Source organism: Malaciobacter halophilus, assembly GCF_002837275.1.
Lineage (GTDB): Bacteria > Campylobacterota > Campylobacteria > Campylobacterales > Arcobacteraceae > Malaciobacter > Malaciobacter halophilus.
Genome location: NZ_NXIF01000015.1, coordinates 38814 through 57577 on the forward strand (window position 1 = coordinate 38814; position 18764 = coordinate 57577).

Consider the following 18764-nt stretch of genomic DNA (forward strand, 5'->3'; position numbering starts at 1 on the left):
AGGTATATTATGATTAATATTAAAAATTTCACTGATTTTAATTCTAAAGAGTTGTTTTTTAGATTCCCTTTAGTTTTTTTATTTATGTTTTCTTGTTTTATTCTTGCAATATTTGAAATTAATGAAATATTTTTTTTAGAGAAAAGTTTTCAAGGTAAACTTTTTTTAAGTAGTTTTAGTTTAATTGGATTTTGTTTGGGAATATATCTGTTTTTTCAAAGAAAACAGCTTGATAAAATAAAAAAAGTTCTTTTTTTCTTTGTTGCATTTTTAACCACTTATTTAGGTATTTTTTTATACGAAGACTCAGTTTTATATCTTATTTTTGCAGCTTTTTTAACTATAACTTTTTCAAACTTTTTAGCTGTTAAAAGTTCAAATCAATCAATACTATCTTTTAATATGAAAATGAATTATAGTTTGGCTTTTGCTTTTTTTAGTTCTCTTATTTTAGCTTTGGGAATAAAGATGATTTTTTTGACATTAAATTACTTATTTTCCATAACTTTTTTTGATAAGTTTATTGATGAAATGATGGTTTTTATAAGTATAATAGTCTTTCCTACTCTATTTTTAGCCAACATTCCTAAAAATATAGACCCCTTTATTCAAACTTTAGAGTTAAAAAAAGCAGTAGAACTTTTAATAAAAAATATTTTAACACCATTAATTTTAATATATACAGTTATTTTATATGCATATTTTATAAAAATTATTATACTTCAAGAGTTACCTCAAGGTGATTTATCTTGGATAATTTGTACTTTTTTAAGTTTAGTTATTTTAGTTAAAGCCTTTTTAAAGTCCATTAGTAAACAAACAGTTTTTACGAATATTATTGATAAATATTTTGTATATATAATGATTTTACCTATTATATTTTTAGATATTGCAATATATGCAAGGGTTAGTGAATATGGAGTTACACAATTAAGATATTGCTTGATACTTTTATCTATTTGGTTTACTTTTTTAATTGTTTTAGAGTTAGTTCAAAAGCAGTTTTGTATCAAAAGTAGTTTAATTTCAATGTTTCTTCTTCTTTTAGTTGCTTCAATTACTCCTTTAAGCTCTTCAAATATTTCACTTAATTCACAATTTAATAGATTTAAAACATTTATTTTGCAGTATGAAAATCAAGAATTAAAAAAACAGTTTGATTTAAAAGAGTTAAAATTAGAAAAAAAAGTTGAATTAACTTCAATTATTAACTATTTATCAAGAAGCAAAAAAGGAATGAAACTCTTAAATAACTATTTTAATAAGGAGTTTAAAACTAAATCTGAAATATTTAAATTTATAAATATGAAAGAGAGTTATTCCTCTTTTTCAAATCTAAGAAGTAAATATATTCAAGGCTTTGAGCTTTATAATATCTCTTATGATTCAAAAGGTTATACAAATGTCTTACCTTTAATGATTAGCGAACAAGATGAGAAAAAAGAGTATATTGTAAATAATAGCAAACTAAAAGCAGTATTAAAAGACTCTGTTTTAAACTTAGAACTTAATAATAGTAGTGTAAGTTTTGATTTAAAAGATATTGTAAATAAGTGGTCTAAAAAAGGTATAAAAAGAATAGATAGTTCAAACTATAAAGAGGCAGTTTTTATAAAAGAAAATAACAATATAAGCTATAAGTTAAATCTTCAATTTTTAGATATTAATACAAAAGAACAGACTTTTAAAGTCTCATATATAAATGCTATTTTGATGATAAAAAAGTAAGATGAAAAAGTTTTTATTTATTTTTCTTTTATATAGTTTAAATTGTTTTGCAACAAGCTCTTTTAATGAAGAAGTTGTTAAAAAACAAATAGCAAAGATGTTAATAGTTGGTTTTGATAAAACATCAATAGATAATTTTTCTCAAATAGCAAAAGATATAAAAAAGTATGAATTAGCAGGAGTTATTTTATTTGATAAAAATTTAGAAGATAAAACAAAACCTAAAAATATCAAATCTTTTGCTCAAGTAAAACAGTTAACCAAAGATTTACAAAGTTTAGTGCCTTATAAACTTTTAATTGCCATTGACCAAGAGGGTGGTAAAGTTCAAAGATTAAAAAAAATATATGGTTTTAAAGAGACAAAAAGTGCAAAAGAAGTTGCTAAATTACCTATAAATAAAGTGAACGAAGAGTATAAAAACTTAGCTTTACAATTAAGTGATTTGGGAATAAATTTAAATTTTGCACCTGTTGTTGATTTGGCAATAAATCCAAATAATGAAGTTATTACTAAATTAGATAGAGCATACTCAAAAGATGCTAATGAGACTGTAAAGTATGCAAAATTATTAATTAAAGAACAAAGAAAAAAACATATTATAAGTGTTTTAAAACACTTTCCAGGTCATGGTTCATCTTTAAAAGATTCCCATAAAGGGTTTGTAGATATTTCAAATACTTGGAGTAAATATGAATTAAAACCATATGAAAAATTAATAAAACAGTGCAAAATAGATATGATTATGACAGCTCATGTTTTTAACAAAAACTTAGATGAAAATTATCCTGCAACTTTATCTTATAATGTAAATACAAAATTGTTAAGAGAAAAGTTAGGTTTTAAAGGAGTAATAATAAGTGATGATTTGCAAATGAAAGCTATATCTAAACATTATAGTTTAAATAAAACTGTAAGTTTAGCTATAAATTCAGGGGTTAATATACTTTTATTTGGAAATCAATTAGCTAAATATAAAACTAGTGATATTATTAATACTATTTATGAAGAGCTTTTAAAAGGTAATATCTCTTATGAAAGAATTTTAGTTTCAAATAGATTGATTAAATCAATAAGTAAATAAGAGAAATCTCTTATTTACTTATCTATTTTGGTTCATTCCTTGACCCATTCCTCTACCTTGACCTTGACCCATACCTCTGCCTTGACCTTTGTTCATGCCTTTGTTATTCATTCTATTTGACATTCTATTTATTTGAAAATCTTGTAATTCTTGTTTTGTTAGATTTCCATCTGCGTTTTTGTCAATTTCCTCAAAACTTGGTGCATTTTGAGCATTTCTCATTGGCATATTTTGATTTGCTTTTTGTGTCATTCTTTCAGCTCTTACATCATAAAACTCTTTTGATGTTATTTTACCATCTGAGTTTGTATCATATGAGTTAAAAGGAATTGGTCCTCTATTTGTTAGATTTTGGGCACCTAGTAGCGTACATGTAGCTACAACAAGTGTAGCAATTTTTAAAGTTTTCATCGCTTTTCCTTTTTTTAATCTTATTGAAATTATAACATTGCAATTTTAATGAATATTTAATATTTAAGTCATATATAAGTAAATAGGAGTTTGATATAAGTTGCTAGTATATACTTTTTTCTTATGTTTTATATTTAAAAAAGAAAAAGTATTACTGATTATTACAGTATTAATAGAGTCCTCAAATAGCTTGTTTTCTAGTCTTTTCATCCCTTCAAAATATAAATAACATACTAATGTAGCATCTTTTATATTCTCTTTTAAAAAATCTTTTTTATAAAAATGAAGATTTTTTAATCTTAATAGTTTTTTTAAGATTATAGAGATTAACCAAGGAAAAAATGATAATTCATACCCAATTATTTTTCTATTTGGAAAGTTAACAGCTAAATATATTGAAAGAGTACCAAATCCAGAACCTAAGTCTATTATAGTATTTGAGTTATTTAATTGTTTTAAATATTCTAATATAATTTTTTGTGATGCTTTTGAACTTGGCATTGGTGAGATACCAATCTTTAATGAAGCAATTACAATAAAGCAAACAATAATAAGTAAAAAAGTTAATAAATAAAATTCAAACATCATAAAGATATTTTATAAGAAGCAAACTTAAATGTTTACTTCTTATAATTGTTTATATACTTCATACCCTGCAAGTGCAGAGCCAATTGCTCCAGCTAGTTGTGGATATTTAGAAGCAATTACTTCTTTATCTAGTTTTTTAGATACTAAATAAAGTAAAAAAGGGTTTAATGCTCCACCACCAGAAAAGATTATTTTATCACTTTTTATAGCGAATTTTCTAGCCATTGAAGCTAACCTTGAAGCGATTGATTCATGTACTGCATAACATATATTTGAAGCACTCTCTTTTTTTGCAATTAAAGAGATTACTTCAGATTCTGCAAATACTGCACACATACTTGAAATACTTAATTCTTTTGTTGCTTCAAATCCAATTTTTGAAAACTCCTCAAGTTTTAAACCCATTCTATTAGAAGCAATTTCTAAAAATTTTCCTGTACCTGCTGCACATTTATCATTCATTTTAAAATCAATAAAACCACCTGATAAATCAAGTTTTATAACTTTACTATCTTGCCCACCTAAATCAATAACCATATCAGCATCATTTTGAAAATAGTAAGCTGCTTTTGCATGGGCTTTAATTTCACTAATAACTGGACATGAAAAAATCTCTTCAATCATATGTCTTCCATATCCAGTAGATACAAGCATTTCTACTTTTTTATCCTGTAAATACTCTTTGACTATTTCATCTTGATTTACAATTGTTGGTATAATTTTTGTATCAATAATATTTTGACTATCGTCAAGACCACATATTTTTGTATATGTGGAGCCTATATCTACTCCCCAATACATTTAATCATTTTTCTTTTTGAATGAAGCAGCTTTTTGTTTAAAGTTGATACTTTCTAAAAATGCTTCAACTCTTGTTTTTATTTGACCTGCATCTTCAGGTGAATAATCTGATTCAATTACTAAACAAGGTATTCCTTCTTTTTCAAGTGCTTGAGTAACTAAATGTGCTTCAACATTGTAAGTATGACAAAATGATAAAGTATAATAAATAACTCCATTAGCTTGTCTATCTTTATACATTTTTAATATTTTATCAATTCTTGGTGCGTTTGGCGTAAAACATGCACAATCAACTGAACTATACTTATCTAATAATTTTTGCATTAATTCATCTTCAGTTTTAACATCATCTAAATCAACATTGTCTTTGTAATATCTATGCCCAATACATGACTCTTCATTAATTATTGCACCACCACTTGTTTCAACTGCAGTGTGAAGTTTCCAGTTTGGAGGAGCAAAAGGAGTTCCTAAAACCATAAGTCTTGGTGTATCTTTTTCAAATACACTAATTTTTTCTTCAACTCTTTTTTCTAATTCATCACAAAGTTCATTTACTTTTTGTGTATATCTAACTGGGTCATCTAAAAATCCCATTTGAGTAACAAATAAACCATCTTTTCCACTAATTGGTACAACATCTTTATTCATACTTCTTAATCTATCAAGTCTTTGTAAAGCTTCTCTTTTTGCATTAACAATTTTCACTCCTTCTTTCATCTGTTCTAAAGATAACTCTTCTTGAGTGATTGTTTGAATATGTTCTTTAAACTCAAAAAGCTCTTCTTTCCAAAGTTTTAAATCCTTTTCTCTTTTCATATGAGGAATATTCATAACTTTAACAGGGTGATGTTTATTTAAAATTTCCCAAGTTTTTTTCTTTGCCTCACATGTTGTTTCTCCATAAATAAAATCTGAAGATTGAGTATATGCACATGTTTTTTGAAGTTTAAATCCATGTGCAGATTTAATTAAAGGACAGATATTTCTAGGAAGTTCTGTTTCTGCATCTGCAATAGTAGCTGGACTTCCTCCACAAAGACCAAAACATGCTCCTCCAGCTCCTACAATAATCTCTTCTGGAACAAATATACAAAATGCACCAATAGCTGGTTTTTTCTTTTTTCTAAGTTCATTTATTTCTGCTATTCTTTGACCTTGCATTTCACTCATAAACCAATCAAAATATTTCATAGCTTCTGGTCTATTCTTTTGAGTCATAAATTGTGCTTTATAAGACTCTAAACCCATTTCCATCATTTTTGCGTGTCTATCAACATCTACTCCAATATCTTTTAGTAGACTTCTATGTTCTTGTACACCCATTTTTTATTACCTTTTGAATTGTTGCTGTTAAAAGTAGAATTTTTACATGTAGAATAAAGCTTAAGTATTTTTGTAGTGCTTAATCATGTATGTCTATAACCATAGACCTAATATACAGCTTTCCTTAAAATTATAATATAATTATCTTAATAAAGTAATTAATAAAGTTTATAAAAAAGCAATATCTGGCTTGATTATTTTTTAATTGTTTGATAATATTTTTCAAAGGACAAAGATGAGTTATAAAAATAAAAAATTATGTAAAATAAGAACAATTACGACATTTTTATCTTTGACAAAAGATAAAACAAAGTGGGAAGAAAAAATAAAAAATGCTTGTTGTTTTTGTGATGAATTAAGTACAAAATTTAATAATATAGATTATGAAGTACAATCAGTAAGAGTTGTAACAAATGCTTTTGAAGAGTATTTAAATATTAGTAGTATTGCTACTGCAAAAAAAGATTTAGCTTATATCTCTTCACTTTTAAATAAATACTCAAATGAAAACTTAAGAATAAGATTTGCAATTGGTGAAGCAAAAACAAAAGAACAAATTGAAATGTTACCTAAGTTAATAGCTTCATATGGTGATTTGTGCAATGCATGTGTAAATATAAAAAAAGATGAATTTGATATTTTAGATGATGAAACTATTTTACAATGTGCTAAAGCTGTTAAAGATATATCTAAAATTACGCCAAGAGGAGAGGGAAATTTCAATTTTACAGTAAATTTTAATTGTAAGCCATTTATTCCTTATTTTCCTGCTTCTTATCACCAAAGTTCATTAGAAGATTCATATGTAATAGGTCTTGAAACACCAGATTTATTAGTGGATGTTTTAAAATCAAATAAAAATAAATATAAAACACATAAAGATAAATTTAAAGGCAATTATGAAGCACTAAGTAAAGCACTTCAATATCATGTAGATAATATACTTACTATAATAAATAGTTTTGAAAATAGTGATTTTAAATTTGTAGGAATAGATAGCTCAGCAGCACCTTCTAAAAATTGCTCTTCAATGGCAACTGTTTATGAACTATTAGGGCTTGAGTACTTTGGTGCAGCAGGAAGTATTGAAGTATCTTCTTTTCTTACAAAAGTTTTTAAAAGTATAAAAAATGTACCTTTAGTGGGATTCTCTGGATTAATGCTTGCAGTAATAGAGGATTTAGGTTTAGCAGCAGGTACTAAAAATGAAAATTATGATATAAGAACTTTACTTATGAATAGTGCAGTTTGTGGAATAGGTCTTGATACTGTTCCTATTGAAGGAGATACTTCTATTGAAAAAATAGCATCAATTATGAAAGATACAGGAACAATGGCTTTTAGATTAAATAAACCATTGACTGTAAGACTTTTTCCTTATCCTAATTTAAAACAAAAAGATATTACTTCATATGAAAGTGAAGATTTATGTAATTGTGCTGTATTAAAAATCTTGTAGAATTAAGAAATTTCTCTTAATTCTCTTGTAGATAAAACTTGTGCTCTTTATTATTTTTGCAAATTACATACTGTTCATTTAGCTTTTTTATTACTTTTAATTCCCCTTGACATTTAGGACAATTACCTTTTAATTTTGTAATATATAAATCTCCAGCACTTGAACACTCTATATTATAACTACCTATATATAAGATTCTTTTTTGAATTAAAATTAGTATAAAAAATATTAAAATTAAAGGAATAATACCTAAAATCAAAGGAGTATAAGTTTTAATCTCATAATATAAAGCTACAAAATATATTAAAAAAGCTACAAGAATTAAGACTACTCTTGTTACTTTTAATTGTTTTCCAAAAACTTTTATTGGTTTTTCTATCTCTCTTGTTAATTTTACTTTCTCATTTTTTTTCATATATCTCTCTTTTTTTATTTTTATAATGATACAAAATTAGTTTTTAACTATTTATTATCTCCACAGATACTACACAAAGATTTGCTAGAATATATAAAATTTATATGGAGTTTTGTATGCAAAATAAGAAGATTGTATTTATTACAATAGTTAGTATATTAGTTGTGTTTATAGTAGGAGCATATATTTATAAACAACAAGAGTCTAAACAATATAATCAAATGGTTCAAGAAAAAGCAAAAAGCTTACAAAAAGAGCATTCAGTAGTAATTGGTAAAAGCGATGCAAAAGTTCAGCTTGTAGAGTTCTTTGACCCAGCTTGTGGTACTTGTGCTCAATTTCATCCTTATGTAAAAAAGATAATGAAAGATAATGATGGTGAAATAAAATTAGTTTTAAGATATGCACCTTTTCATGAAAATTCTGATTTTGCAGTAAGAGTTTTAGAAGCTTCAAGAAATCAAGATAAGTTTATGAATACTTTAGAGTTTATGTTTGCAACTCAACAATATTGGATAGAGCATCATGTTGTAAAACCAAAAATGTTATGGAGAATTTTACCAAAAGCTGGACTTGATATGGAAAAACTTTCAGCTGATATTGAAAAAGATGCTCAAAAAGTATCACAAATTATAAAAGAAGATTTAAGTGATGCTAAAGATTTAGGAGCTACAAAGACACCATCATATTTTGTAAATGGTAAACCTTTACAGACTTTTGGTCTTCAAAATTTAATTGATTTAATTAACTCTGAACTTTAAATAATTTGTAGTATAAAAAAGAGATTATTTCTCTTTTTTATATAGCTTTTTTTTGATTTTTAAAACTAAAGCAGTAACTACAATAAATAATAAGATTATCCATACATATCTAGTGTCAAAAGCCAATAAAAACTCAATAATTTCATTTAAAAAAAGTCCCCAAAGTGTTATTGCAATAGTAGTTGCTATAAATACAATTAACATAATTGTATAGTGTTTTAAGCCAATTAAATAACCAATAATTGCTCCAACTATTGGTCCTGTCATCCAAAAAGGTATAAAAACAAAAATAAAAAGTCCAACTTTCCCATATTTTTCAAATTTTTCTTGATGCTGTTTTTTCTTTTCTTGAACTTGAGTAAAAAAATCTTCTAATGGTTTTATTTTTAGTATTCCTTTGAAACTAAAAATAAACAAAGGGTATAAGCTTGTAACTAAAATAAGTTCTGTTACTATATTTACTCCAATTACAGTTAGATGCGATAGTTGCGAAGCATAACCTAATGATAAGGAAGGAACTCTCCCTACAAATAAGTTAGAAACAACTAATGCAGTAATTTTATTTGCTGATTTTGCATCAAAAATATATGTGATTAATATAGAAATAATAAGTAATGTTGTTAGAAAAAGACTAAAGATAAAGATATTTCCCTCTTTGCCTTTAAAAATAATATTATAAACTTTTTTCATTTTTCCTCTTTAAATTTTTATTTTAACACAAAAAAGAGAAATCTTTCATTTTGCAAGAAAATTAAAATTATGAATTATTTTTTTGTATAATTTTACAAAGGAGTTAAAATGAGAGTTTGTGGTATTGAGTTAAAAGCAAACAACACAATATTAACAGTAGTTGATAATAAAGAGTTTTTGAATTTAAAAATAAAAAAGATTACTTTAGAAGATGATGAGTGTCAAGATAGTATCAAAGAGTATTTTTCTAAAATAGAAGAGTTTCTTAAAGTAAATTGTATTGATAAGCTTATCTTAAAAAAAAGAGCGAAAAAAGGAAATTTTGCAGGTGGAGCAGTAACTTTTAAAATGGAAGCACTTATACAATTAAATAGTATTTGTAAAGTAAAGTTAATCTCTTCTCAATCATTAAGCTCTTTTGAAAAAAGAAATGAGATAGTTTTTCCTAAAGAGCTTAAAAAATATCAAGAGCAGAGTTATTTATGTGCTTTAAATGATTAAACTCTATTTGTATTTTTTATGTGATTTGTTATTATATATCCGTGATTTAGTGCTAAAGCAATAGAACCTCCTACATTGCTTCTTGCAATATCACCTGCTAAATAGATTCCATCTTGATTGTTTCTTAAATTTTCATCAACAACAGCGGAGTTATTTTCATCTAAAATCACAGAACATCTTTTTAGAAAATCTGTGGGATTAAAACCTCCTAATGCATAAACTATTCTATCAAATAATTCAGTTTGTCCATTTGAAAAGTGTACTTCAATTTTTCCTTGATTATCTTCAAGTTTTTTAATATCTAAACTTAGTCTTAAATCAATAATTCCTTTTTCTACATAGTCAAATAAATAGTGTAAGTTTGTAGGATTTACTCTTGAAAAACTCTCTTTTCTATAAGCTAAAGTTACTCTATTTTGATTAGCTGTATAATAAGCAAATTCAACAGCACTATCTCCTCCTCCTACAATTAGTAGTTTTTCATTTTGTGAACATTGACTAATATTGAAATTTATTTTTTGTTTTAAAGTTGGTGGAATTTTATATGATGGTTTATTGGGTTTTCCCATAGTTCCTATACTTATTACAATATTTTTTGCATAAAAACAGTTCTCTTTTGTAGTTGTTATTTTAAAAAGTTTATCTTCTTGTTTTTCTATACTATATACTTCTTCATTGAAGTATGCCTTTATATCTTCGTTTTTAACTAAAGTATCAAATAGATTTAAAGTATTCTCTTTTGTTCCATCTGTAAAGTGTATATTTCCTCTTAATTCTACTTTAATACCTTTCCAATCTTTATCAACTCTTTTATTATCTTTAAAATATTTTCTAATAGTATCAGAGTGGTTTTGACTTTTTTCAAAGACCACTACATTTTTTAGACCTAATAATACAGCTTCTACTGAACTTGCTATTCCTCCAGGGCCTGCGCCAACTATTGCAATGTCAAAAATCTTATGCATACTTTAGTCCTTCATGTTAAGATAAAGCATAGGTGCTTAAAATAATTATAGCATTAATTAATAAAATTACTATTTACTCCTTATTCTTTTTTAAACTGTATATTTTATATATATTATGTAAAAAAAATATGTATATATTTTGGTACAATATATATTAAAGGAAAGGGAAAAATGCAAAGTATATTATTTACACTATTTTTAAGTATTGCAATCTCTACAATTTTTAATATAGTACTTAAAAAATTTGGTATCTCACATATTATAGGATATATTCTTACTGGTACACTTATAAGTTACATTTTTAATTTTAGTAGTATAGATATTCACTCTTTAGAGTTAATTGCAGAGTTTGGAATTGTTTTTTTAATGTTTACTATTGGTTTAGAAATGAGTATAGAAAGAATCAAAAAAATGAAAGAGATTCTTTTATTAAATGGTTTTTTACAAGTAAGTTTTAGTGCTATTTTGATTTTTCTATTTTCTCATTTTATTATAGGAATACAAATAGTACCCTCTGTAATAATTGCTCTTGCTTTTTCATTATCTTCTACTGCAATAGTATTAAGTTATTTAAAGCATTCAAAAGATATTTATACTCCATATGGAGAGAAGTCTACTGCAATTTTGATTTTCCAAGATTTAGCAGTAATTCCTATTTTATTATTAATCTCTTTTTTAGCAAATGACTCTTTAAGTGTTTCACAAATAATTGTAAATACTCTTTTTTCTGCATTTATTGTAATTTTATTTCTATTTACAGTAGGAAAAAAGATAATGAACTGGCTTCTTAGATTCTCTTCAAATACTCAATTAGAAGAGTTGTTTTTAGGTTCAGTTTTTTCAATAGTAATGGGTGCATCTATTTTAGCCCACGAAATGGGCTTTACATACTCTTTAGGAGCATTTATAGCTGGTATGATTATTGCTGAAACAAAATATAGAATTAAAGTAGAATCAGATATCGCTTCATATAAAGATTTCTTATTAGGGGCATTTTTCTTTAGTGTTGGAACAAAAATAGATATACTATATTTTTTCAATAATATTCATTATATATTTATGATTTTTGTAGCAATAGTTTTAGTTAAAGCTTTTGTTATTTATTTTATTATTAGACGAAAATCTACTAAAAGTACTGCTGTAAAAGCTGCTTTATCATTATGTCAAGTAGGAGAGTTCTCTTTTGCTATTTTTGCTTTAGCTTCAAATGATGGTTTACTTTCAAACGAGTTATCAAGTTTTCTTATTTTGGTTACAGTTTTATCTATGATATTAACTCCTTTTATAATAAGTAATATTTATAAAATTGCATCATATTTTGAAGTTGAGTTTTATGAATCTGATAAAATTACACCTATTAAAGCCTCAAATCATGTTATTGTTTGTGGTTTTTCTACTTTAGGAAGAATTGTTGCTAGGACACTTTATCAAAATAATAAAAAATTCGTAATTATTTCAGATGATTTAAGACACGTATTACTTGCAAGAAAATTAGGTTATATGGCATATTTTGGACACTTAGATAAAAAGCCAGTATTAGAGTCTTTAAAAGTTGAACAATCTTCAAGTATAATTATTACTTTATCTAATACAAAAAGAAAAAGATTGATTTGTGAAGCAATATTAGCATTTTATAGTGATGCAAATATAACACTAAAAATTAATTCAACGGAAGAAAGAAGAGATTTAAAAGATTTAAATATCAAAAACTTCGTTCATGCCCATAAAGAAGTAGCTAAACTTTTAATCAATAAATCTATCTAATTTTTATAACAGATTTATGTAAACCGTGTATAATTGCTAAAATGTCATTTAAAGGTTACTAATTTTATGAGAAAAAAGTTTACTTTTCAGTATTTGCTTATAGGTGTAGTTTTAACTATTTTAGTTACTACTTTAAGTCTTTATAATTTAAGAAATACAAATTTAAAGTCTTCTATTCAAAATGCACAAGTTATTGCAAATGTAGTAAAAAGTGGTCTTACTTCTCATATGATTAACGGAAACATGAACCAAGTTGATACTTTTATTAACTCAGTAGCAAGTATGAAAAATATTGAAGAGCTTTGGTTAATTAGAAGTGATTTAGTAAAAAAACAGTTTGGAAAAGAAGAGCTTAGAAAACCAAAAGATGAAATTGATGTAAAAGCTATAAAAACGGGCGAGTTACAGTATGAACTAAATGAGAGTTTTACTAAAACAAGTATGAGAGTTACTGTTCCTTATACTTCAATTTTAGAAAATGGAATTGACTGTAATAAATGTCATAATGTTGAATATGGAGATACTTTAGGTGCAGTTTCATTAAAGATGGATATAAGTGATATTAAGCAAGTTGGTTTAGAAATAACTTATCTTACTCCAGTGCTTATTTTAATCTCTATATTTATTATAATTGTTCTTGCTAGAAAAAATAGTGAACACTATATTTTAGTACTTGATAAGCTTGCAAAAAATATAAAGCTTGCTATTGCAGGAAGATTTAAAGAAGTACCCCATGAATCTTCAAAAAATAATGAAATGGATGCGTTAATTGATGATTATAATAAATTAATGTCAACTTTTAGAGATACTTCTTTAGATATTGAAAGAAGACTTCAAGGGTTTATTGGACAAAAAGCAAACTCTTCACATATTAATCCTTTAGAGAAATCAAAAGATATTATTAAAAACCTTTCAAATTTATATCAGTTTAAAAAAGAGATAGAATTAGATAATACAAAAAATGAAATTTATGAAAGACTTGCACAAGTTTTTAAAAATCAGTTTGGTATTAAAAATTTTGCTTTTTTTGAGATTGATTATAGTAAAAATAAGATGAGTATTGAAAAGACTGTTGGAAATAGTCTTTACTGCAAACATAACATATCTGAAGAACCAGAGCTTTGTAGATGTGCAAGAACAAAAAATGATGTAGTATCAGTAGATTATCATGATAGTTGTCCATATTTTCAAAAAGATGATAAGTTTCATTACTGTTTAAATGTAGAAATTAGCAAAAATGTATATTTGATTATAAATTTTATTTGTGATTCAAAAATTCAATTAGAAGAGTTAAAAGATAAAATCTCTTTTGTAAAAAGTTATATAAATGAAGCAGCCCCTTCAATTGAAGTTAAAATTTCAATGAACGCTTTACAAGAATCAGCTTTTGAAGATGGATTAACAGGTTTATATAATAGAAAGTTTTTAGATGAACATACTAAAAAACTTGTTCCTCAAACAAGAAGAGAAAATCTAAATATAGGTGTACTTTTACTTGATATGGATCATTTTAAAGCAGTAAATGATGAGTATGGACATGATATAGGGGATAAAGTTTTAAAAGAACTAGCTAGAATATTAAATGAATCAGTAAGAGAATCAGACTTAATAATCAGATATGGTGGAGAAGAGTTTATTGTTTTATTAGTCGGAGTAAATAGTGAAGAAGATGCTTTAAATGTTGCTAAAAAAATAGCAAAAAAAGTAAGAGAAAATGAGATAGATGTTTATGCAGGAAATAAACTTAAAAAAACAGTTAGTATTGGTCTTTCAATGTTTCCTCAAGACTCTACTTCTCTTGAAGGTGTAATTAAAAATGCAGATATTGCACTTTATGAAGCAAAAAATAGTGGAAGAGATAAAGTAGTAAGATTTCATGAAAGTCAAATAACTAGTGTAGATTTATTTTAGGTTTTATCATAAGCTTGTAAGTTTACAAAGTTGTAAACCTACAAGCTTTTATACTCTATTTTAAAAGTTCATTAAATTTTGCTAACCATTGTGGGTGAGCAGGCCATGCAGCTGCTGTAACTAGATTTTTATCTACTAGTGCATCTTCAAAACCTATATCTTTCCATGTTCCACCATTTAAGTTTAAATCAGGAGCACAAGCTGGATAACAAGAACAAGTTTTCCCTTCAACAATATTTGCTGCTACTAAAACTTGAATACCATGACAAATTGATGCAATAGGTTTATTTTGAGAATTGAAATTTTTTACTATTTCAAGTACTCTTTGATTTAATCTAATATATTCAGGAGCTCTTCCTCCTGGAACAACTAAAGCATCATAACTATTTTCATCTACTTCATCAAAAGTTGCATTTAATGTAAAGTTATGTCCTGGTTTTTCTGTATATGTTTGGTCACCTTCAAAATCATGGATTGCAGTCTTTATTTGTTCGCCTGCTTTTTTATCAGGGCAAACTACATCTACTTTATGTCCTAACATAAGTAAACATTGAAAAGGTACCATAAGCTCATAATCTTCTACAAAATCTCCTGCTAAAACTAAAATTTTCTTTGACATAATTTTCTCCTTTTATTTGATTAGAAAATAGTATAAAAAAGAGTATTTAATATTAAAACTCTATTTTATAACTCTTACTTCTTTTATAAATTTATCCATTCCATAAGCATCTGAAATGATAAAAACTATCTCATTTTCGCTTATGATTGCTTTCCCTTTTGCAAGCTCCACTCTATCCTCAGCATTATAATAATCTCTCTCAATATATTGAATAGTATAGATTTCATTCTCTTTAATTTCCATATTCTTCAATTCAGCTTGAGTGTGTGGTATAAACTCCATAATTCTCCTTTTACCATAATGACAAATTATGGTAAAATAATGTTTATAGTCTTCTTATAAAAGTACTATAATTTTACTATTAGGAGAAGTATGGATATATTTTACTTAAAAGGTGAACTTAAAAACTATTTTTTTATTTTATTTGGTTCTATTATTTTAGCTTTAGGTGTTGTTTGGTTTTTTATACCAAATGAGATTATTACAGGCGGTACAGCAGGTTTAGCACTTCTTTTACATTATGTAAGTTCATATAGTGTAGGTTTTTGGATGGTTGCTGTAAATCTTCCTTTATTAATTTTTGGAATAAAATTTTTAGGTAAAGCTTTTGCTATTAAAACTATTTTTACCATAATTTTAATATCTGTATTAATTGATATTTTTTCACAAGTTTTTAAATTACAAGCAATAGTTTATGATACCATCCTAGCTTCAATTTTTGGAGGAATATTAATTGGTATAGGTTTAGCTTTTGTTATAAGAGCAAACTCATCAGCTGGAGGTTCAACTATTGTTGCAAGAGTAGTATCTTTAAAAACTGAAATTAAACCTGGGCAAGTTATTTTTATTATTGACTTTTTTATCATACTTTCATCTTTATTTGTTTTTGATGATACTGCAAAAGTATTATGGAGTGTTGTAAGTATATATATTACTGCAATTACAATTGATAAAATTCTAACTGGAAATCTAAATAAAAAAGTAGTTCATTTAGTAACTAATGAAGTTGAAAAAATGAGTGATTTGATAAAAGAGCAAATAGGTCCTTATGGGACAATAATTAGTGGAACAGGCTTATACAATGAAGATAAAAAAATGATTTTAATTGTAATAGAAGTAACAAAATTACAACTATTAAGACAATTAGTACAAGATATTGACCCTGAAGCTTTTTTGATTATTAGTGAAGCAAATGAAATGCTTGGAAGAGGGCATTGACCTTAAAGTTTAAAACTTTAAGGTTGCTACTACTTGAGCATGGTCTGATTGTAAAATAGAACCATCTTTGTTTTTCAATAAATGTTCATTAAATAACTTATACTCTAAAACATCTATTTTTTTTGAAACAAAAATATAATCAATAATATTTCCTATTGCTTTAAAGTATGAAGTTGGCTCTTTTTTATTTTTTTTGTTTAAAGCTTTTTCATATGAGTCAAATAAATAGTACTCTTTTTTATTCTCTATTTCTTTGAAAACTTTAAAATTTTCTACATCAAAAAGAGATTTATTTGTTAATATATCTACAATTAAAGAGTTTTGTCTATCATTTAAATCTCCTAAAGCAATAATAAAATCATTTTCATTTAAGTTTTTAATAATATCAAATGCAAGATGATATGCCTCAGCAACTCTTTGCTTTAGTGCTTTTGCGTTAAGATTATTAATAGCATAGATTGATTTTTCAAGTTTTAAGTTTATATTTGTTGTCTTTTCAAATTTATATTCATACTCATTTAATCTATTTGATTTAAGATGAAATACATAAGTTAATAACTCTTTATTTTTAATTTTTATTTTTGCTTTTATTGGAAGTCGTGAAAAATAGAAAGACTCTTTTATATCAAGTAATTTTAAAACACTTTCATTTATTTGTAAACTGCTAATTTGTGTTATTTCATATTTTGATGCAAGTGCAACAGTTGTAGTAATAAAAACTTTGCTATTATTTTTATCTTTTTTAGCAAAATCTACTATTTTAAAATATTTAAAACCTACTTGTTTTGTCAACTCTTCTAAGGCCTCATGGGAAAATACCTCTTGAAAAGCAACTATGTCACAATCCATTTTAAGTAACTGTTTTTTGATAAATTCTGTTTTTTCTTCCCACTGTTCTTTTGTAAATCTATCTTTTTTAATATACCAAGAAAAAGGAGGTTGTACAAATTGGAAAAGATTAAATGTTCCTACTTTTATATTCATAATGAAATTTTACTATATTAACTTTAAACTAAAAAATCTTAGTTATACTTCATTCTTAAAAGGAGATGTTATGGATACTATTACATTAGATTATATTGATGTTTTTGATGATAATAAACAAAAGAAGTTGTGTTTTTCAAAAGATTTGTTACAAGAAAATATAAATATCTCTTCTTTATTTGTTTTAAGAGTTGATGGAGAGTCTATGCAACCTGTTATAAATCATAAGGCTTTAGTTGTTGCTGATTTATCTCAAAAGGATATAATCAATAATAAGATTTATATACTCTATTATGAAAATAGATTATGGGTAAAAAAAGCAGTTATAAAAGATAACAAAACAGTCTTTGAATCAATAAATGATGACTATAAACATCTTGTTTATGATATTAGTGATGTTCATGTAGTAGCAAAGGTTTTATTAACCTTTACTAAATTTTAGTTTTTTTCATCTGCTTCTTTTAATAAAGTTATAGCATCAATGAACTTTTGCTTCTCTTCTTCACTCATATCTTCAATTTGATTTATTTGCTCTTTTATCTCTTCATTTGGTAACTCTTTTAACATAGGAATTACCATTTTCATAAATTCATTAATTTCATTTTCTGTCATAATTAGCCTTTTTTCATATTATATTTAAAAATAGTAAAGTTTACTATACTAAATTTGTAAGAATATCAAAACATAATATAACTTGATTTTCATTGATATTAATAACTTTAGAGTAAGTTCTACACATATTACCTGTTGCTTTTGATATATATTTTTGACTTAAGAACTCTTTTGTTTTAGACTCTTTAGTCATATAGTAATACTCTTTTAGATTGTGATTGTCATTGTGTTTTGAGGCTTGATAAAATCTATTATGAATATTAGCAATTAAAGTATCATTTATTTGATTACCAGATGTAAAGTCAATTAGATAAATAGCTTCAATATTACTATTTTCTTTAAGGACAAGTTGAAGTTTTTCAAAACAAAACTCTTGTTCTTGAGAGATTAGTTTTACAGCATCTTTGGTAAGATGTTGCATCTTTTTTAAAATTGATTGTTTTGTTTTTATATGTTTTTTTATTACATTTTTGTATTCAATACCAATTTTATTTATTTTACCAAAAAGTTTATTTTCGCAAATTTTATATAGATTTTCAATTGGTTTTTCAAAATAAAACCCTTGATAAATATCAATATGAGTTTTCATACATAATAAAATCTCTTCTTTTGTTTCAACTCCTTCTGCTAGTGTTAAAGCACCTATTTTATTTGAAATATCTACTATTGATTTTAATATTGATGTATTAATATAGTTATTTTGTATATTTGAGATTAAACTTCTATCTATTTTTACTATATCTGGTTTAATTATTGCTAATCTATCAAAACTTGAATATCCTGTCCCAAAATCATCAATTGCAATAATAAAGCCTAAATTTTTATATTTTTGACAAAAAATATTTAATGCATTTATATCACAAATAGTATCTTCTTTTATCTCTAAAACAATATTATTCTTATTTATATTTAAAGTTTCAACTTCTT

21 protein-coding genes are annotated in these 18764 nt (G+C 25.3%); 9 read left to right on the plus strand and 12 right to left on the minus strand.

Going from position 1 to position 18764, the window contains the following annotated elements:
- Positions 1-9: 9 nt before the first annotated feature.
- The gene (locus tag CP960_RS04140) at positions 10-1728 is read left to right on the plus strand and encodes a DUF4153 domain-containing protein (RefSeq protein ID WP_101184016.1); all 1719 of its coding nucleotides are present in this window, start codon (positions 10-12) and stop codon (positions 1726-1728) included.
- Between the two features lies 1 nt (position 1729).
- Entirely contained in the window at positions 1730-2812 is a 1083-nt protein-coding gene (locus CP960_RS04145; RefSeq protein ID WP_101184018.1) for a glycoside hydrolase family 3 N-terminal domain-containing protein, read from the plus strand.
- An 18-nt stretch (positions 2813-2830) separates the two neighbouring features.
- Here the strand turns inward: CP960_RS04145 and CP960_RS04150 are convergent, their stop codons facing one another.
- The 4 genes from CP960_RS04150 to CP960_RS04165 all read right to left on the minus strand — a co-directional run bounded on the left by CP960_RS04150 (position 2831) and on the right by CP960_RS04165 (position 5938).
- Positions 2831-3223, minus strand: a complete 393-nt coding sequence (locus tag CP960_RS04150; RefSeq protein WP_101184019.1) for an EF-hand domain-containing protein — start codon at positions 3221-3223, stop codon at positions 2831-2833.
- Positions 3224-3286: 63 nt separating this feature from the next.
- The gene (locus tag CP960_RS04155; protein ID WP_101184021.1) at positions 3287-3811 is read right to left on the minus strand and encodes a methyltransferase; all 525 of its coding nucleotides are present in this window, start codon (positions 3809-3811) and stop codon (positions 3287-3289) included.
- A gap of 39 nt (positions 3812-3850) precedes the next feature.
- Positions 3851-4612, minus strand: coding sequence for an acyl-CoA dehydratase activase (locus tag CP960_RS04160; protein WP_101184023.1), 762 nt, complete (start codon positions 4610-4612; stop codon positions 3851-3853).
- The gene (locus CP960_RS04165; protein ID WP_101184025.1) at positions 4613-5938 is read right to left on the minus strand and encodes a double-cubane-cluster-containing anaerobic reductase; all 1326 of its coding nucleotides are present in this window, start codon (positions 5936-5938) and stop codon (positions 4613-4615) included.
- A 235-nt stretch (positions 5939-6173) separates the two neighbouring features.
- Between CP960_RS04165 and CP960_RS04170 the strand changes: the two genes are divergently transcribed.
- Positions 6174-7397 carry a DUF711 family protein gene (locus CP960_RS04170; RefSeq protein WP_101184027.1) on the plus strand — a complete coding sequence of 408 codons (1224 nt, stop codon included), beginning with the start codon at positions 6174-6176 and terminating at the stop codon, positions 7395-7397.
- Between the two features lie 16 nt (positions 7398-7413).
- Here CP960_RS04170 and CP960_RS04175 read toward each other — a convergent pair whose 3' ends face one another.
- Positions 7414-7812, minus strand: coding sequence for a hypothetical protein (locus CP960_RS04175; RefSeq protein WP_101184029.1), 399 nt, complete (start codon positions 7810-7812; stop codon positions 7414-7416).
- A gap of 116 nt (positions 7813-7928) precedes the next feature.
- On the opposite strand from CP960_RS04175, the gene CP960_RS04180 reads away from it, so the two are divergent.
- Entirely contained in the window at positions 7929-8573 is a 645-nt protein-coding gene (locus tag CP960_RS04180) for a DsbA family protein (protein WP_162919068.1), read from the plus strand.
- 24 nt (positions 8574-8597) lie between these two features.
- Here CP960_RS04180 and CP960_RS04185 read toward each other — a convergent pair whose 3' ends face one another.
- Positions 8598-9263 carry a small multi-drug export protein gene (locus CP960_RS04185; protein WP_101184033.1) on the minus strand — a complete coding sequence of 222 codons (666 nt, stop codon included), beginning with the start codon at positions 9261-9263 and terminating at the stop codon, positions 8598-8600.
- A gap of 108 nt (positions 9264-9371) precedes the next feature.
- On the opposite strand from CP960_RS04185, the gene CP960_RS04190 reads away from it, so the two are divergent.
- Complete coding sequence (locus tag CP960_RS04190) at positions 9372-9764, plus strand: DUF3010 family protein (protein WP_101184035.1); 393 nt, start codon at positions 9372-9374, stop codon at positions 9762-9764.
- Here CP960_RS04190 and CP960_RS04195 read toward each other — a convergent pair.
- On the minus strand, positions 9761-10729 hold the full coding sequence (locus CP960_RS04195) for an NAD(P)-binding domain-containing protein (RefSeq protein WP_101184037.1): 969 nt from the start codon (positions 10727-10729) through the stop codon (positions 9761-9763). The genes CP960_RS04190 and CP960_RS04195 overlap by 4 nt on opposite strands.
- A gap of 171 nt (positions 10730-10900) precedes the next feature.
- Here CP960_RS04195 and CP960_RS04200 point away from each other — a divergent pair, with 171 nt between their 5' ends.
- Both CP960_RS04200 and CP960_RS04205 read left to right on the plus strand, forming a co-directional pair.
- Complete coding sequence (locus CP960_RS04200) at positions 10901-12493, plus strand: cation:proton antiporter domain-containing protein (RefSeq protein WP_101184039.1); 1593 nt, start codon at positions 10901-10903, stop codon at positions 12491-12493.
- A 66-nt stretch (positions 12494-12559) separates the two neighbouring features.
- Positions 12560-14404: a GGDEF domain-containing protein gene (locus CP960_RS04205; protein WP_101184041.1), complete on the plus strand. Its 1845-nt coding sequence runs from the start codon at positions 12560-12562 to the stop codon at positions 14402-14404.
- Positions 14405-14459: 55 nt separating this feature from the next.
- Here CP960_RS04205 and CP960_RS04210 read toward each other — a convergent pair whose 3' ends face one another.
- Entirely contained in the window at positions 14460-15023 is a 564-nt protein-coding gene (locus tag CP960_RS04210) for a DJ-1/PfpI family protein (RefSeq protein ID WP_191321655.1), read from the minus strand.
- A gap of 60 nt (positions 15024-15083) precedes the next feature.
- Positions 15084-15305: a hypothetical protein gene (locus CP960_RS04215; protein WP_101184045.1), complete on the minus strand. Its 222-nt coding sequence runs from the start codon at positions 15303-15305 to the stop codon at positions 15084-15086.
- 90 nt (positions 15306-15395) lie between these two features.
- On the opposite strand from CP960_RS04215, the gene CP960_RS04220 reads away from it, so the two are divergent.
- Complete coding sequence (locus CP960_RS04220; RefSeq protein ID WP_101184047.1) at positions 15396-16241, plus strand: YitT family protein; 846 nt, start codon at positions 15396-15398, stop codon at positions 16239-16241.
- Positions 16242-16250: 9 nt separating this feature from the next.
- Here the strand turns inward: CP960_RS04220 and CP960_RS04225 are convergent, their stop codons facing one another.
- On the minus strand, positions 16251-17225 hold the full coding sequence (locus CP960_RS04225) for an endonuclease/exonuclease/phosphatase family protein (RefSeq protein ID WP_101184049.1): 975 nt from the start codon (positions 17223-17225) through the stop codon (positions 16251-16253).
- Positions 17226-17295: 70 nt separating this feature from the next.
- On the opposite strand from CP960_RS04225, the gene CP960_RS04230 reads away from it, so the two are divergent.
- On the plus strand, positions 17296-17667 hold the full coding sequence (locus CP960_RS04230; RefSeq protein WP_101184051.1) for a S24 family peptidase: 372 nt from the start codon (positions 17296-17298) through the stop codon (positions 17665-17667).
- On the opposite strand, the gene CP960_RS13710 is transcribed toward CP960_RS04230, so the two are convergent.
- On the minus strand, positions 17664-17837 hold the full coding sequence (locus CP960_RS13710; protein WP_162919069.1) for a hypothetical protein: 174 nt from the start codon (positions 17835-17837) through the stop codon (positions 17664-17666). The genes CP960_RS04230 and CP960_RS13710 overlap by 4 nt on opposite strands.
- Positions 17838-17880: 43 nt before the next feature.
- Positions 17881-18764: EAL domain-containing protein (locus tag CP960_RS04235; protein WP_101184053.1), on the minus strand; the 884-nt coding region annotated here is incomplete at its 5' end.